The sequence below is a fragment of the Actinomadura soli genome, assembly GCF_005889715.1.
GTDB lineage: Bacteria > Actinomycetota > Actinomycetes > Streptosporangiales > Streptosporangiaceae > Spirillospora > Spirillospora soli.
The window spans coordinates 1-15,746 of sequence record NZ_VCKW01000201.1; the positions used below are offsets into that span (position 1 = coordinate 1).

The window sequence follows — 15,746 nt, forward strand, 5'->3', positions numbered from 1 at the left end:
GCGCGGGGATCGCGGCGGGCGCGGATGGGGCGGGCGCGGCGGCGGGCGGCGCGTCCTCCCACGCCCAGGCGATGTCGACCGTGACCTCCCCGGCCTCGATGCGCAGGTTCCTCGGCGGACGTTCGAGGCGGGCGAGCAGTTCGATGGCCTGCTCCCGCACCTGCACCAGGGCCGCGAGCGCGCCGCACGGCTCGTTGGACGGCGGCCCGTCGGCTCCCGGCAGCGTTTCCTGCGTCATTGCTCGCTCCATGGCTCCCCCTTCAGCTCCGAATCCAGCTCCGAACTCAGGCCCGGACTCAGGCCCGAACCGAATGACCGGTACCTGTCCCTCCGGGCGCGGACCAGCTCGCCGGGCTCCAGCGCGCAGAGCCGGGACAGGCTGCCGGCGAGCACCGCGGCGACGCGCCGGGCGGCCTCGCGCGGGTCGGCCTGGCCGCCCCCGTCCGGTTCGCGGACGACGCCGTCCACGACGCCCATCCGCAGCAGGCTGCGGGCGTCCACGCGCAGCGCGGCGGCGGCCTCGGGCGCCTTGGCGGCGTCCTTCCACAGGATCGACGCGCAGCCCTCCGGGCTGATCACGGAGTACACGCCCCGCTCGCCGATCAGCACCTCGTCGGCCACGGCCAGCGCGAGCGCGCCGCCGCTGCCGCCCTCGCCGATGATGACCGTGACCACCGGGACGGGCAGGTCCGCCAGCGTCCGGATGCACCGCGCGATGGCCAGCGCCTGGCCCTGCTCCTCGGCCTCCACGCCCGGATGGGCGCCCGGGGTGTCGACGAACGTCACGACCGGCAGCCCGAGCTTGGCCGCCGTCGCCATCAGCCGGGCCGCCTTGCGATACCCGGCCGGGTTCGGCATCCCGAAGTTGCGCGCGGACAGCTCGCCCGCGGTGTGCCCGCGCTGGTGCCCGATCACCATGACGGGCCGCCGTCCGAGCAGCGCGGTCCCGCCCACGATCGCCGGGCAGTCGCCGCCGACCCGGTCCCCGCGCAGCTCCACGAAGTCGTGGAACGCGTGCCCGAGGTAGTCCAGCGTGGTCGGACGGCTCAGGTCGCGCGCCTGCTGGACCGCCTTCCAGGGATCGATCTCGTCGAGCAGCTCCGCGTCCCTGACCAGCGTCCCCGGGGCCACCGCCGGAACCGGGCCGGGCCCGCCGGGACGGGCCGCCGCGAGCAGGCGGCGCAGCTCGGTGCGCAGCGCGTGCCGCGGCGTCACCGCGTCGACGAAACCGCGCTCCAGCAGGAACTCCGCCGTCTGGAAGGCGGCGGGCAGCTCCCGCCCGATGGTCTGCTCGATCACCCTGCGGCCGGCGAAGCCCAGCCGGGCGGCCGGCTCCGCGATGATCACATCGGTCTGGGTGGCGAAGGACGCCGCCACCCCGCCGAAGGTCGGATCGGTGATCAGCGAGATGGTCAGGATGCCCGCCTCGTCCAGCCGGGCCAGCGCCTGGCTGGTCCTCGCCATCTGCATCAGCGAGATCGGGCCCTCCTGCATGCGCGCACCGCCCGAGGCGGCCACGATCAGCAGCGGGACCCCGCGCGCCAGCGCGGTCTCGGCGGCGCCGGCGACGAGGTCACCGACCGCCGCGCCGAGGCTGCCGCCGAGGAACTCGAAGTCCATGACGGCGACGACCAGCGGATGCCCCTCGATCGTGCCGTCCGCGACGATCACGCCCTCGCGCAGGCCGGTGCGGTGGCGCGCCTGCGCGAGCCGCTCGGGGTAACGGCGGGTGTCGACGAAGCCCAGCACGTCCCGGGTGGCGGCCGGAAGCTCGATCTCCCGCGCCGAGCCCGGGTCGAGGAGCTGCCCGAGCCGTTCCCGCGCCGAGATCATGTGATGGTGGCCGCAGTCCGGGCACACGTGCAGGTTGCGCGCGAACCGCCTGCCGTACGACATCGCGCGGCACCGGCGGCACAGGACCCAGTCGGTCCCGGCGGCCGCCCCGTCCGCCCTATCGCCGGCGCTCATTGACCATCTCCATCAGGCGGCGCGCGGTCGTGGACGTCGTCAGCTCCTCGTCGTCGAGCTGGACGCCGTGCTCGCGGCTGATCCTCGACGCGGTCTCCATGAGCGCGACCGAGTCGATCCCGAGCGCGTCGAACTCGGTGTCCAGGGTCTCTCCGCCGAGGTCGGCGGACTCGTCGATCCCCGCGCTCTCCCGGAGGATCCGGCGCAGATCGTGCAGCTCAAACGGCCTGTCGGGCATGATGCGTTCCTCTCGCCGGCTCTGTGCCCGGTCCCGGCGGCGCCGTGCCCGCCGCCCGGACGACGAGCACCGAATTGAAACCGCCGTGCCCCCGCGCGATGACGGCAGCGGCCCGCACGGGCGCCGGGCGGGGCGCGCCGAGCACGATGTCGATCGGATGGCGCCGGGCCGGCCGGACGTTGATCGTCGGTGGGATGATCCCGTCCCGGATGGTCAGCAGCGCGGTGGCGACGTCCAGGGCGGCCGCGCCCGCGTACATCCGGCCCAGCATGGTCTTCGGCGCGGTCACCGGGACCGCGCGCTCCCCGAACACCGCCGCGATCGCGGCGGTCTCCTCCCCGTCCAGCCCGGGCACCGCGGCGGCGTCGGCGAAGACCGCGCCGATGTCGGCGGGCCGCATGGCCGCGTCGCGCAGCGCGCTCTCGATGACCCGCCGCAGCGTGGGCCCGCGTCCGGTGCCGGGCCGCGGGTCGAACCCCGCGGCATATCCGGCGATCTCCCCGTAGACCCGCGGTGCCGCGCGGGAGCGCGCCGCCGCCGCGTCCTCCAGGACCAGGATGGCCCCGCCCTCGGCCGGGACGTGTCCCGCCGCCCGCTCGTCGAAGGGCAGGTAGGCGGTGGCCGGATCGTCGCCGGTGCACAGCCGGCCGCCGGTGAGCTGCGCCGCCCAGCCCCACGGGCAGATCGCGCCGTCCACCCCGCCGGACACGATCAGGCGGCTCCGCCGGCGCAGCTGCCGGCGCGCCTCCGCGATCGCGTCCAGCCCGCCGGCCTGGTCGGTGACGAGGACGCCGCCGGGCCCCTTCAGCCCGTGCCGGATCGAGATCTGGCCGGTGTTGACCGCGTAGAACCAGGCGAAGGACTGGTAGGCGCTCACGTGCTCGGAGCCCCGGCTCCACAGCATCTCCAGCTCCCGCTGCCCGAACTCGAACCCGCCGGCCGAGCTCGCCGTGACGACGCCGCGCGCGCCCGGGTCGTCCAGGTCGCCGGAGCCGGGCTCACCGGGCTCGGCGGGATCGACGGCCGCGTCGGCCAGCGCCTCTTCGGCCGCGACGAGCGCGAGCCTGGTCATGTGGTCGGTCTGCGGCAGCAGCCGGGTCGGCAGGTGGTCGGCGGCGTCGAAGCCGGGGACCTCGCCCGCGAGCCGGCTCGGGTACCGGGCGGCGTCGAACCGGGTGACCGGGCCGATCCCCGACTCGCCCGCGCGGGTCGCGGTCCAGTACCGCGCCGTCCCGAGGCCGTTGGGCGCGGCGATCCCGATTCCGGTCACCACCGGGGCGGCGGCGCTCATCGCGTCCCGTCCGTCCCGGTCAGCACCATCGCGCTCTGGAAACCGCCGAAGCCGCTGCCGACCGTGAGCACCGTGTCGGTCCGCCAGTCCCTGGCCGTCTTGGGGACGTAGTCCAGATCGCACTCCGGGTCCGGTTCCTCCAGGTTCGCCGTCGGCGGGACGACGTCGTGCCGGATCGCCAGCACCGACGCCGCGATCTCCAGCGAGCCGATCGCGCCCAGCGAGTGCCCGATCATCGACTTGATCGAGCTGACCGGGACGCGGTAGGCGTGCTCGCCGAGGCTGAGCTTGAACGCGGCGGTCTCGTGCCGGTCGTTCTGCTTGGTGCCGGAGCCGTGCGCGTTGACGTAGTCGATCTCCTCCGGGTCGACGCGCGCCTCGTCCATCGCGTCGTCGATCGCCTTGGACATCTCCGCGCCGTCCGGGCGCAGGCCGGTCATGTGGAAGGCGTTGCAGCGCTGCCCGAACCCGGCGACCTCGCCCTGGACCTCGGCGCCGCGCGCCCGCGCCCATTCCAGGTCCGCCAGGACGAACACGGCCGCCCCCTCGCCCAGCACGAAGCCGTTGCGGGTGCGGTCGAAGGGCCGCGACGCGCGCTCGGGCTCGTCGTTGCGCGGGGTGGTCGCCCTGATCGCGTCGAAGCAGGCCGCGGTGATCGGGGAGATCGGGGCGTCGGTCGCCCCCGCGATCATGACGTCGGCGGTGCCCTCCCGGATCAGCTCGGCGGCGTGGCCGACCGCGTCCAGGCCCGAGGTGCAGCCGGTGGAGACCACGGCCACCGGCCCTTCGGCCCCGCAGACCCAGGCGACCTCGGTCGCGAAGGAACTGGGCACGAAGTACCCGTACAGGTGCGGGACGGCGTAGGAGTGGTCGACCAGGGAGAGCCTGCCGTCATCGCTGACCACGCGGTATTCCCGGTCCAGGCCCATGGTCGCGCCGACGGCCGTACCGACGGTCACCCCGAGGCGGGCGGGGTCCAGGGAGTCGAGCACCGGACCGCAGCCCGCCATCGCCTCCCGGGTGGCGGTCACGGCCAGCTGCGCGGCCCGGTCCATCCGCCGGATCTCCTGCGGGGACAGCCCGTGCGCGGCCGGGTCGAAGTCGATCTCGGCCGCGACCCGGGACCGGAAGGGCGCCGGATCGAACAGGGTGATCTCCCGTGTCGCGGTGCGCCCCTCCTGCAGCAGGCTCCAGAACTCCTTCACCCCGATGGCGCCCGGCGCGACCACGCCCATGCCGACAATGGCGACTCGCCGCGACATCTCTCTCCCTTCCAACGCCCGGTCCGCTCGTGCGCGGCCCGGGTCAGCCCGCCGGCCAGTGGTAGAACCGGGTCGCCATGGCGTCCTTGGGCGAACGCCAGGTCGCCGGGTCATAGGCGGTGATGAACTGCTTCAGGTCGGTGCTGATCTGGACGAAGGAAGGGTGGCACTTGGCGGCCTCCACCCGTTCCTCGCCGTGGTCGTCGTCGAAATCCTGGAGATGGAAGTACAGGCCGTTGAAATGGAAGAGCTGCCTTCTCCGGGTGCCCATGAGGTCCGGCATCTCGCCCGCGTCGAAGTCCGCGAACAGCCGCGCCACCTCGGCGCTGGACTCAGGCTCCATCCGGGCGACGATCAGCGTGCTGTGCGCCATCGCTCTCCTCCGTGAACGTGTGCTCGGGCCCGGGTCCGCCGGACGCGGCCGTCGCCATGGGACGCTCGGCGCCGAACCAGCGGCGCAGCGCGTCCCCCAGGTCGGCGCCTCCCGGCGCGGCCCAGACGAGATGGCCGTCTGGCCTGATCAGGCACGCGTGGGGGGCCGGCCAGTAGCCGTGGTCGCCGCCGGGGACCCAGCGCCCGCCGACGACGTCGACGCGGTCGGACCACCCGTCGGCGAGCCGCTCGGCGGCGATCCGTCTCGGTTCCGTCGCCGGGGCGGTGCCGATGAGGACCCCGCGGGCGTTGTGCAGCAGGGCGGCGACGCGGGTGCGGCGGCCGTCCGCCAGTTCCAGCTCGCGGTCGGGAACGCGCGTGCCGAGCAGCGGATGGCCGTCCGACCCGACGTCGTAGCGGATGTCGAGGCCGCTCACCATCCCCGCCAGCTGCCGCCCCACCTCGGGGATCGCGACGAGTTCGGTCATCACGGTCCTGAGCGGCTCGATCTCCTTGCCGCTGAGATAGAGCAGCCCTTGGGCGCGCGTGTTGCGCAGCACCCGGTCGCCGACCGGGTGCCGTTCGGCGTGGTAGGTGTCGAGCAGGCCGGGCGGCGCCCAGCCGTTGACGGTGGCGGCCAGCTTCCAGCCGAGGTTCACCGCGTCCTGGACGCCGACGCTCAGCCCCTGGCCGCCCGCCGGAAGGTGGATGTGGGCGGCGTCGCCCGCGAGCAGGACGCGTCCCCGCCGGTATTCGGTGACCTGGCGGGTGGCGTCGGTGAAGGAGCTGACCCAGCGCGTCTCGGCGCCGTCGAGGGGCTCGCCGGTGAGGCGCTCCCAGGCCGCCGCGACCTCCGCGAACGGCGGCTCGCGTCCCTCGTCCGGCGGCGGGGCGCCGTGCGGGCACACGATGATGCGGTCCACGCCCGGCTCCAGCGGGGCGGCCATGACCATGCCGCCCTCGACCCGCTCGCCGATGAACCGCGGGCGGATGTCGCGTCCGACGACGTCCGCCAGGAACATCTCGCGGGTGGCGGGGGTGCCGGGGAAGTCGAACCCGGCCAGCGGCCGGACGACGCTGCGGCCGCCGTCGCAGCCCACCAGGTAGGCGGCGGTCCGCTCGACGCGGCCGTCCGGGCCGTCGACGATGGCGGTGACGCCGTCGTCGGACGTCCGCAGGCCGACCAGCTCATGCCCGCGCTTAATGTCGGCGCCGAGTTCACCGGCCCATTCCTCGAGCGCGGCCTCGATCCGGTTCTGCGGAATGCCGCGCACGCCGAAATGGGCGCCTTCGAGGATTCCGAAGTCCATCGGAATCCCGCCGAAATGGCCCTGGCGGCTGGCCTCCGCTTCACCGAAGCGCTCCAGCAGCCCGCGCTGGGCGAAGACCTCCGCGGCGCGGGCGGTGAAGCCGAGCCCGCGCGACTCCCCGCTCGGGACGGCGCGCCGTTCGTACACGGTGACGTCCACGCCGCCGAGCCGCAGCTCACCGGCCAGCATGAGCCCGACGGGCCCGGCGCCGATGACGATCACTTCGGTGTCCATGGGTGCCTCCCGGGCCTAGACGGGGCGGCCCTCGATGATCGAGACCGCGGACGCGGTGCCGACCACCTGGGTGAGCTCGAACCCGGCCTTGGTGAACAGGTCCGCGTACTGCGCCTCCGTGCGCTCCCGGCCGCCGATGAGCAGCAGCAGCCACAGGTCGACCAGCTTCCCGGGATGCCGCTCCGGGCCCTCCGGGACGACGAACTCCATCACCAGGAGCCGGCCGTCCTCGTTGATCGACGCGCGCACGTTGGTGAGCAGCTCCAGCGCCTTGGCCTCGCTCCACTCGTGCACGATGTGCTTGAGGATGTAGGCGTCCCCGCCCGCGGGCGGACGTTCGAACAGGGCGGTCCCGTCGATCGAGTAGCGGTCGGCGACGCCCGCCCGCTCGAAGATCGCCTGCGCCCCCATGTCGTTCGCGCGCTCATCGACCAGCACGCCCCGCGACTTCGGCGCCGCGCCGAGGACGGCGGCCAGCAGGGACCCGCCGCCGCCGTAGACGTCGACGATCGTGTCGTACCTGGTGAAGTCGTAGGCGTCCAGGATGGGCTGTGTCTCGACCTCGGAGAGGTTGCCCATGGCGCCGACGAACACCTGCGCGAACCCGGGGTTGGCCGCCAGGTAGTCGTAGATGCCCATGCCGCGCAGCTTCGGCGGGACGGGCTCGCCCGTCCGCACCGCGTCGACCAGATGGCCCCAGTCCTCCCAGTGCTCGGGGCCGCCGAGCAGCAGGGCCATGTCGCGCATGTTCATGGGGGTGTCCGCGCGCAGCGCGGCGGCCATCGGGGTCGACTCGAACATGCCGTCCGGACGCTCGGCGAAGATCGAGTAGCCGGCCAGGAGGCGCAGGAGCCGGTAGGTGGCGTCCGGGTCGGCCTGCGCCCGGCGCGCGATCTCGGCGGCGGGAAGCGGCCCGGCGGCGAGGATCTCGGGGAGGTCGAGCCTGGCCGCGACATGGACGGCCTGGGTGACCATCGAACCCATGATCAGTTCGAGCAGGGCGGCCTGCGGGGGCGGCCCGGCCGGATCGGTGGGGGACATCGGCATATCTCCTTCGTGCGTCGGAGCGCGCTGAGGGGCGGCTACGGGGTCGCCAAGGAGGCCGACCGGGTGTGGACGACGCGGTAGCTGTTCCAGTCGCGGGCGGTCACCAGGGACTCCAGCGCGTCGCGGGTCCGCTTCCGCTCGCCGGGCCACTCGGCCTCCGGCAGCGCGCGGAACGCGTCGTAGGATTCCTTGCCGTCCCACTGCGAGTAGGTGACGACGAAGGGACCGTCGACGCCCCTGAGGGCGTCGAGTCCGCGCAGCACCGTGTGCGAGCGGTAGCCGGGCGTCGCCTGCAGCCACTCCTGCTGCCCCAGCGCGGTGACGAGGTCGTCCTGGTGCTCGGCGGCCACTCCGAAGAACTCGATGACCGTGTGGTCGTCGCGGTCGGGGGAGATCTCGGTCGTCCCGCCCTGCGACGGGTGCTGGTGAGTGGAGGCGACCACGGTCCGCAGCAGCTTCATGGACGTGGACATCTCCTCGAAGAGCGGCACCGTGCGGTGCTTGAACTTGTCCTCGGCGTAGCGCCGGTCGAGGTCCTCGCCGCTGCGCCACTGGATGAAGTTCGCGGTGCCGTGCCGGTCCCGTCCGCTGTGGACGGTGCTGGAGATCCAGCCCTCGAACGCCGCGGTGTCGACGATCTCGCGCATGGCGCTCAGCAGCTGGTCCTGCTTCTCCGCCGCGTCGGTGGAGAACAGGTTGAGGACGGTGAGGTAACCGCTGTCGGCGGAGATGGTGGGCATGCTCTTCCTCGCCTTCGATCAATGGGGCCGGAGGACGTGTCCGGTGTTAGGGCTGCTCGGTTTCGGGCTGCTTGGTCTGGGCGCTTGGTCTGGGCGCTTGGTCTGGGCGCTTGGTCTGGGCTGCTCGGGGTTCAGGCCGCTCGGTGTTGGGGCTGCGTCGCGGGGTCGCCGAACCAGCGGGCCAGCGCGTCCGGCAGCCCCTTGGCGCCGGATCCCCTGGTCCCGGCCCAGGCGACGTAGCCGTCCGGACGGACCAGCAGGGCGTCGGTCCCGTCGAGCGGCATCCCCGCCCCGTTCCCGTGGGCCGACCCGTTCCCGTGGGGCGCGGCGCTGACGATGTCGACCCGGTCGCGCCACGGCTCGGCCGCGGCGCGCGTCACGGGGTCGCCGGCCAGGTCCAGGACGAGCCCGCGCGCCGCGCGCAGGAGCTCGTGGACGGACGTCTTCCCGGAGTCGCCGACCAGTTCCCGGTCGGGCAGCCGGCGGCCGAGCAGGGGGTGCTCGCCGGGGCCGACGTCGTAGCGGATGTCCAGCCCGGTGACCATGCCGACGAGATGGCGCTGGACCGGTTCGTGCACCAGCAGTTCACCGAGCAGCTCGCGCAGCGGCTCCATCTCGTCACCGCTGAGGTAGAGGATGCGCTGCGCCAGCGTGTTGGCGACGATCCGGGCGCCGACGGGGTGCCGCTCGCGGTGGTAGGTGTCGAGCAGCCCCGCCGGGGCGTGCCCGTGGATCTCGGCGGCGAGCTTCCAGCCGAGGTTCACCGCGTCCTGGACGCCCGCGCTCATGCCCTGCGCACCGATCGGCATGTGGACGTGGGCGGCGTCACCGGCGACGAACACCCGGCCGCGCCGGTACTCGGCGGCCAGCCTGCTGGAGTCGGTGAACCGGCTGATCCACAGCGGCTCCGCGTCGTGGATGTCCTCGCCGGTGAGGCGTTCCCAGGCCGCGGCGACCTCGTCGAAGCCGGGCATCGGGCGATCCGGCCCCGGCTCCGCGTCCCGCTCGTACACGACGACGCGGTTCACGTCCGGTCCGAGCGGCAGCACCATCACCATCCCGCCGGGCACCCGCTCGCCGGAGAACCGGGGGCGCAGCCGGGGGCCCTTGATGTCGGCCAGCCACATCTCGATCTTCGGCTCGGTGCCCGGGAAGTCGATGCCCGCCAGCTCGCGGACCGTGCTGCGGGCGCCGTCGCACCCCACGACATGGGACGCGCGCAAACGCACCGGGCCCTCGGGAGTGGAGACGCGCAGTTCCACCCCGGAGTCGTCCGCCTCAAGACCCTCGACCTCATGTTCGCGGCGCACTCGAACGCCGAGGTCGGACGCCCATTCGGCGAGAATGGACTCGGTGCGCGACTGCGGGATCCCACGCGCCCCATAGGATCCGCCCTCGATCACCCGATAATCGATCTGAAGGCCCCCGAAATGGCCGAACGGAATGGTCTGCAGCTCGCCGAAACGGGAGAGCAGGCCACGCTGCCCGAACTCCTCGATCGTGCGTGCGGAAAAGCCCAGGGCGCGGGACTGCCGAATGGGTTCGGCCAATCGTTCGAGCACGAGGGGTGAGACTCCGGCCAAGCTCAGCTCGCCGGCCAGCATCAACCCGGTCGGTCCGGCGCCGACGATGATGACGTCCGCGTCCAGGGCATTCATCTGCGCGTCCCTTCGTCAGGTACGGGAACTCGGCGCCGTTCGGCCGTTAGCCGAGCCGAATGCGGAATCGCCGGGAATTGCGGCCGAACCGACTCCCGCGTGGTCGGCGGGCGGTGGAATCAGTTTGCAACAAGCCCGCCGAACTGACCACCGGCGCGACACGGCCGTTCGACTGCGGAATATTCGCAGTCGAACGATCACTTCATTCGCGCGCGGGACCGCGGTACCGGGAGCCGGGAGGCGTTCGCCGTTACGGCGACGACCAGCGCCGTTATCCCGCTCTTCACCGCGGAGCGCCTAATCGCTCTTTCTTGTGCGCGGGGTATGCGAGAGTTGAGGCTGGGACCGATGTGACCCGCGCCCGAAGAGAGCTGAATTTTTCTCACATGTCAGGGCGTCCGGACGCGCGGCCGGACGCGCGGCCGGACGCGCGACGGCGCGGACGCGGCGCGACCATGGCGCACCGCTTGACGGTGCCATGAGCGCAGAGGTCCCCTTGTGCCACTCCCAATTGCCAGAGCACCGGAAAGGGGTGTTCAGGCCCCATTACCGCACGCGCCCATTACCACGGGCGCCGCTGTCACGGGAGCCCGCTAGCGCCGGACGGGAGAAGGCCCTTGCATTTCCTCCTGATGATCGGCTCCGCCGAGAATCGACGGGGACGTGATGCCCAGCCGGCGCAGCCGGTCGCGGTCGGCGTACACGCAGATCTCGACGATCCGGCCCGCGTGGACCGTGAAGGCCATGAGGGAGAAGGGCTCCCCGCGCGGCGCCACGAGCGCGCCCACGTCCCCGTTCACCAGCACCGGGTGCGTGTGGGGGACGAGCGGCGAGAAGAACAGCGCCTTCCTGGCCACCGTCCGGGCGCCGTGGACCTCCGTCGCGCCGCTGGGAACCACGGCCGCGGGGTCGTGGTCGGCCCGCAGCACCACCTCAGGGTGCAGCAGGGTCAGCAGGCGCTCGAAGTCCCCGGCCCGGGCGGCGGCGAAGAACGCGTCCACGGCCGTCCGCTGCCGGGACAGGTCGCGCTCCGGCTCGGGCGCCATCGACTTGATCCGGCGGCGCGCACGGCTGGCCTGCTGCCTGGCCGCCGCCGGGCTGCGTCCCACCAGGGGCGCGATCTTCTCGAACGGCACCCCGAACATGTCGTGCAGGACGTAGGCGAGGCGCTCGGCGGGGGTGAGCGTCTCCAGCACCACCAGCATGGCCAGGCCCACCGAGTCGGCGAGCAGCGCCTCCTGTTCCGGGTCGCCTCCTTCCACGCTTGTCACCACGGGCTCGGGGAGGTAGAAGCCCATCGGCTCCTCGCACCGCAGCTTCCGCGAGCGGAGCATGTCCAGGCACACCCGCGCGACGACCATGGTGAGCCATCCGCCCAGGTTCTCCACACCGCGCGCTCCGGTCCGGTTCAGCCGGACCCATGCCTCCTGCACCGCGTCGTCGACCTCGTTCAGCGAACCCAGCATCCCGTAGGCCACCGTGCGCAGATGAGCGCGGTGCCTTTCGAAACGTTCCGCGAGCTGTTCGCTCTCGGTCACCGGTCACATCCCTTGATCGCTCGTCGTCATCTATATGACGGATGGTGGACGGCGAATGTGACAGCCGCGACGCCGCACGGCTCCATGCCGTCCCGCCGGCGTGCACACCGCCGGCTCCTCGTCCACATCGAGCATCCTTCCCGGCCGTGAGCCGGTCCACGCAGGCCATGCGCGCGAAATGGCCGATGTTCACCCGACCGACCCTGTGCACCCGGCCGAACCTGTGCACGCCACGAAATCAGTTCACGCCACGAAATCCCAAGCGGTGACGCCGGTGACGGCGGTTCCGCCCGGAGGTGGAAGACAATGAGCGAGAACGACAACCGGGACGGCCCGTCCCCGGACATCCGAGCGCCCCGCGGGGACGGCGGCGCGGCAGGGCCGGATCCACGGCGCTGGCTCGCCCTGACCGTCCTGCTGACCGCGGGGTTCATGGACCTGCTCGACGTGACCATCGTCAACGTGACGATCCCGACGATCATGAGGGATCTGGACGCCGAGTACGCGCAGGTCGAATGGGTCATCGCCGCCTACGTGCTGGGCTTCGCCGCGCTCCTGGTCACCGGCGGGCGGCTCGGCGACAGCTACGGGCGCAGGCGCCTGTTCCTGGTGGGCGTCGCGGGCTTCACGCTCGCGTCGGCGCTGTGCGGGCTCGCCACCGGCCCCGAGATGCTGATCGGCTCGCGGTTCCTGCAGGGCGCGATGTCCGGGCTGATGGTCCCGCAGATCCTCGCGATCATCCATGTGGCGTTCAGCAGCGAGGAGCGGGGCAAGGCGCTGGGCATCTGGGGCGGCACGCTGGGATCGGCGTCGGCGACGGGGCTGGTCGCCGGAGCCCTCCTCCTGGACTGGAACCCCGGCGGTCTGGAATGGCGGTCCATCTTCCTGGTCAACATCCCGATCGGGGTGCTGTCCCTGGTCGCGGGGTGGTACCTCGTCCCCGAGTCGACGTCGCCCGCCCCGCCCAAGCTGGACCTGGTCGGCGTGCTGCTGAGCATCGCGGCGATCCTGATGCTGGTCTACCCGCTGACGGAGGGCCGCAGCCTCGGCTGGCCGCCCTGGTCCTTCGGGCTCATGGGCGGGTCGGTGGTGCTGCTGGCCGTGTTCGTCCTGTACGAGCGGTGGCGCACCCGGACGAAGGGGTCGCCCGTGATGGAGCTCGGGCTGTTCCGGGTCGGCGCGTTCAGCGTGGGCCTGGTGGTCTGGCTGGTCTTCTGGATCGCGCTCGGCGGCTTCTTCCTGGTCTGGACGCTCTACATGCAGGTCGGGCTCGCCTGGACCCCGACGCGCGCCGGGCTGACCGCGCTCGCGTTCGCCGTCGGCGGCGCCAGCGGGTCCGGGCTGTCGGTCCAGGTGTTCACCCCGAGGTTCGGCCGCCGCGTGCTCATGGCCGGCGCGCTGCTGAACGCCCTCGGCTTCGGCGCCTACGCCATCATCGCCCAGGAGCGCGGCATCGGCATCGAGTCCTGGCAGATGGTGGGCCCCCTGCTCGCCGCCGGCTTCGGGTTCGGCCTGGTGGTGGCGCCGATGATCGACGGCATCCTGACCGGCGTGCCGCGCGGGGACGCCGGGTCGGCGTCCGGGGTGCTCAGCACCGCGCAGCAGGTCGGGATGGCGCTCGGTGTCGCGCTGGTGGGCATCCTGTTCTTCGGGCGGCTCGATCACGACTCCGCCCGCGGCGTGGAGGACGTCACGCCCGCCCTGCGCGCGGAGCTGGCGGCCACCGGAATGCCCGCCCAGGCTCAGCAGGGCGTCCTGGACGGCTTCCGGACCTGCGTGCGGGAACGGTCCGCCGCCACCGATCCCACCGCGATCCCCGCGAGTTGCCGCCCGCCGGAGGCGGCCGCGAACCCGCAGATGCGGGAGCTGCTGACCCGGTACGGCGAGCAGGCCAACGGGCACAACTTCTCCCGGACCTTCTCCTACACCCTCTGGTACGGGTCCGGGATGCTCGTCGTGGTCTTCCTCGGCGTGTTCGCGCTTCCCCGCCAGGTGAAGACGTGGGAGCTGGATGACGCGCTTGCGCCCGCCGCGCCGGCACCGTCCGAGAGCAGCGCCTCCCGCCGGTGAGGCCACCGGTGGAAGGCGCTGGACCCGGTGCCGCCGGCGGGTCGTCCCGCCGGCGGCCGTGCCGTCAGCGGCCCGGGCGGACCACCATCGCGCTGCCGCCGTGCCGGCGGACGGGCTCGGCGACCGCCTGGATCCGTCCGCCGCCGAAGAACTCCAGGCCGGTCGCGGCGCCGATCACCGCGTCGGGCCCCTGCTCGGTGAACAGCTCGACGGTGTGCCCCTTGGCGCGCAGGGCCGCGCCGTACCGGTCGATGAAGGACTGCTCGGCGAACGTCGCGGGGGTGTTGCGCTGGGTGGCGCGCGGCGCGGCGACCGCCGCCGGCAGGTCCATGCCGAGATCGAGCCGGTTCACCAGGATCTGCAGCACCGTCGTGATGATCGTCGAACCGCCGGGAGAGCCGACCGCGAGCAGCGGGCGGCCGTCCTTCACCACGAGCGTCGGGGCCATGGAGCTGCGCGGCCGCTTGCCGCCGGCGGGCAGGTTCGGGTCGGGCGCGCCGTTCGCGGGCGGCGCGAAGCTGAAGTCGGTCAGCTCGTTGTTCAGCAGGAAGCCGCGGCCGGGCACGGTCAGCCCGCTGCCGCCCAGCTGCTCGATCGTCATGGTGAAGACCGCCACGTTGCCCCGCGCGTCGGCGACGACGAGGTTCGTGGTCTGCGGCCCTTCGTACGGCAGCGCCCCCGCGCGGCCGGACGGCCGGGCGCACGGCTCGTACTCGCCGTCCGGCAGACCGGGCGGGACGGGCGAGACGGCGGCCCGCGCGGGATCGACCAGGCAGGCCCGTTCCTTCGCGAACCCCGGCGAGAGAAGCTCCTTGAGCGGCACGTCCACATGGGCCGGGTCGCCAACGTAGCGGTTGCGGTCGGCATAGGCGAGGCGGGACGCCTCAAGGTAGTTGTGCAGCGCCTGGACGGCGTCGCCCTTCGCCGGCGGGAGGTCACCGAGGATGTTGAGGGCCTCGCCCACCGTGGAGCCACCGGACGAAGGCGGCGCCATCCCGTACACGTCCAGGCCCCGGTAGGACACGCGCGTCGGCGGGCGGGTCTGCGGGCGGTAGGCGGCCACGTCGTCGAGCGTCATCAGGCCGGGGCGGACGACGCGCTCGGACCCGGGCTGGACCGGGGGGCGGCGAACGGTGTTCACGACGTCCTCGGCGAGCTGTCCCCGGTAGCCCCATCGCGCGCCGAGCTTGGAGATCGTCCGGTAGGTCGCGGCGAGATCCGGGTTGCGCAGCCGCGAGCCGACCTCGGGCGGACGGCCGCCGGGCAGGAACAGGTCCCGGGTGGGCGGGATGTCGCGGAAGCGGGCGGCGTTCGCGGCCGTCTGGGCATGGAACTCCTGGTCGACGACGAAGCCGCCCTCCGCGATCCCGATCGCGGGCTGGAGCAGCGTGCCGAGGTCGCGGGTGCCGAACCGGCGGAGCAGCTGGTCCCACTGGGCGAGCGTGCCCGGCACCCCGACGGACAGGCCGCTGGTCACGGCCTCAGGGAAGGGGAGCGGACGGCCCGTCGACGGGTCGATGAACGCCTTCTCCCCCATCGACCGCGGCGCCGTCTCGCGCCCGTCGAAGGTGTGGACCCGCCGGGACTCCGCGTCGTAGTACACCACGAATCCGCCGCCGCCGGGACCCGCGACGTACGGCTCGGTCACGCCGAGCGCCGCCGACGCGGCCACGGCGGCGTCCATCGCGTTGCCGCCGCGCCGCAGGACGTCGATCGCGGTGCGGCTGGCGTCGGGGTCCACCGAGGAAACGGCGCCGCCGTACCCGACCGCCGTCGGGGCGGCGGCGTGCCCGCTCCGGGCGGACGCCCCGCCGGGCGCCGCGACCAGGCCGACCGTCGTGACCGTGCAGAGCATCAGCGTTCCGGCGGCCCATCCCGCGGAGCGGCCGCCGGGCGTTCTTCTCATCATGATCGATCACTACCTCCATGCGACGGGGCAGCGCGGCACCAGCGGACGTCGGTTACCCCGAAATGGGAAAAGGGTGGTGGGGAACGGAATGGGACGGGGACGTCTGGAG

The 15,746-nt window shown here is 73.0% G+C and carries 13 protein-coding genes; 1 reads left to right on the top strand and 12 read right to left on the bottom strand.

The window, feature by feature from the left end; all coding sequences use genetic code 11:
* From ETD83_RS30225 to ETD83_RS30275, 11 genes are all read right to left on the bottom strand, one after another.
* Positions 1-238, bottom strand: a 238-nt coding sequence (locus ETD83_RS30225) for a hypothetical protein (protein ID WP_205717966.1), incomplete at its 3' end; no start/stop codon positions are given.
* Positions 235-1,968 carry an acetyl-CoA carboxylase carboxyl transferase subunit alpha gene (accA, locus tag ETD83_RS30230; protein ID WP_138648616.1) on the bottom strand — a complete coding sequence of 578 codons (1,734 nt, stop codon included), beginning with the start codon at positions 1,966-1,968 and terminating at the stop codon, positions 235-237. The genes ETD83_RS30225 and accA, both read right to left, overlap by 4 nt.
* Positions 1,952-2,206 (bottom strand): acyl carrier protein, encoded by a 255-nt coding sequence (locus tag ETD83_RS30235; protein ID WP_138648617.1) that lies wholly within the window; start codon positions 2,204-2,206, stop codon positions 1,952-1,954. The genes accA and ETD83_RS30235 overlap by 17 nt, the downstream gene beginning before the upstream one ends.
* Complete coding sequence (locus tag ETD83_RS30240; RefSeq protein ID WP_138648618.1) at positions 2,187-3,497, bottom strand: ketosynthase chain-length factor; 1,311 nt, start codon at positions 3,495-3,497, stop codon at positions 2,187-2,189. The genes ETD83_RS30235 and ETD83_RS30240 overlap by 20 nt, the downstream gene beginning before the upstream one ends.
* A complete protein-coding gene (locus tag ETD83_RS30245) occupies positions 3,494-4,759 on the bottom strand; it encodes a beta-ketoacyl-[acyl-carrier-protein] synthase family protein (protein WP_138648619.1) in 1,266 nt (421 codons plus the stop codon). The genes ETD83_RS30240 and ETD83_RS30245 overlap by 4 nt, the downstream gene beginning before the upstream one ends.
* 43 nt (positions 4,760-4,802) lie before the next feature.
* The gene (locus tag ETD83_RS30250; protein ID WP_138648620.1) at positions 4,803-5,132 is read right to left on the bottom strand and encodes a TcmI family type II polyketide cyclase; all 330 of its coding nucleotides are present in this window, start codon (positions 5,130-5,132) and stop codon (positions 4,803-4,805) included.
* Complete coding sequence (locus ETD83_RS30255) at positions 5,092-6,675, bottom strand: FAD-dependent monooxygenase (protein WP_138648621.1); 1,584 nt, start codon at positions 6,673-6,675, stop codon at positions 5,092-5,094. Before ETD83_RS30255 ends, ETD83_RS30250 begins: the two co-directional genes overlap by 41 nt.
* A 15-nt stretch (positions 6,676-6,690) precedes the next feature.
* Positions 6,691-7,716, bottom strand: a complete 1,026-nt coding sequence (locus ETD83_RS30260) for a methyltransferase (protein ID WP_205717967.1) — start codon at positions 7,714-7,716, stop codon at positions 6,691-6,693.
* A gap of 41 nt (positions 7,717-7,757) precedes the next feature.
* Positions 7,758-8,462, bottom strand: coding sequence for an antibiotic biosynthesis monooxygenase family protein (locus tag ETD83_RS30265; RefSeq protein WP_138648622.1), 705 nt, complete (start codon positions 8,460-8,462; stop codon positions 7,758-7,760).
* 131 nt (positions 8,463-8,593) lie between these two features.
* Positions 8,594-10,120, bottom strand: coding sequence for an FAD-dependent monooxygenase (locus ETD83_RS30270; RefSeq protein ID WP_138648623.1), 1,527 nt, complete (start codon positions 10,118-10,120; stop codon positions 8,594-8,596).
* Between the two features lie 593 nt (positions 10,121-10,713).
* On the bottom strand, positions 10,714-11,658 hold the full coding sequence (locus ETD83_RS30275) for a sigma-70 family RNA polymerase sigma factor (RefSeq protein ID WP_138648624.1): 945 nt from the start codon (positions 11,656-11,658) through the stop codon (positions 10,714-10,716).
* 306 nt (positions 11,659-11,964) lie between these two features.
* Between ETD83_RS30275 and ETD83_RS30280 the strand changes: the two genes are divergently transcribed.
* Entirely contained in the window at positions 11,965-13,728 is a 1,764-nt protein-coding gene (locus tag ETD83_RS30280) for an MFS transporter (protein ID WP_138648625.1), read from the top strand.
* Between the two features lie 64 nt (positions 13,729-13,792).
* Here the strand turns inward: ETD83_RS30280 and ggt are convergent, their stop codons facing one another.
* Positions 13,793-15,637, bottom strand: a complete 1,845-nt coding sequence (ggt, locus tag ETD83_RS30285; RefSeq protein WP_230421295.1) for a gamma-glutamyltransferase — start codon at positions 15,635-15,637, stop codon at positions 13,793-13,795.
* Between the last annotated feature and the right edge of the window lie 109 nt (positions 15,638-15,746).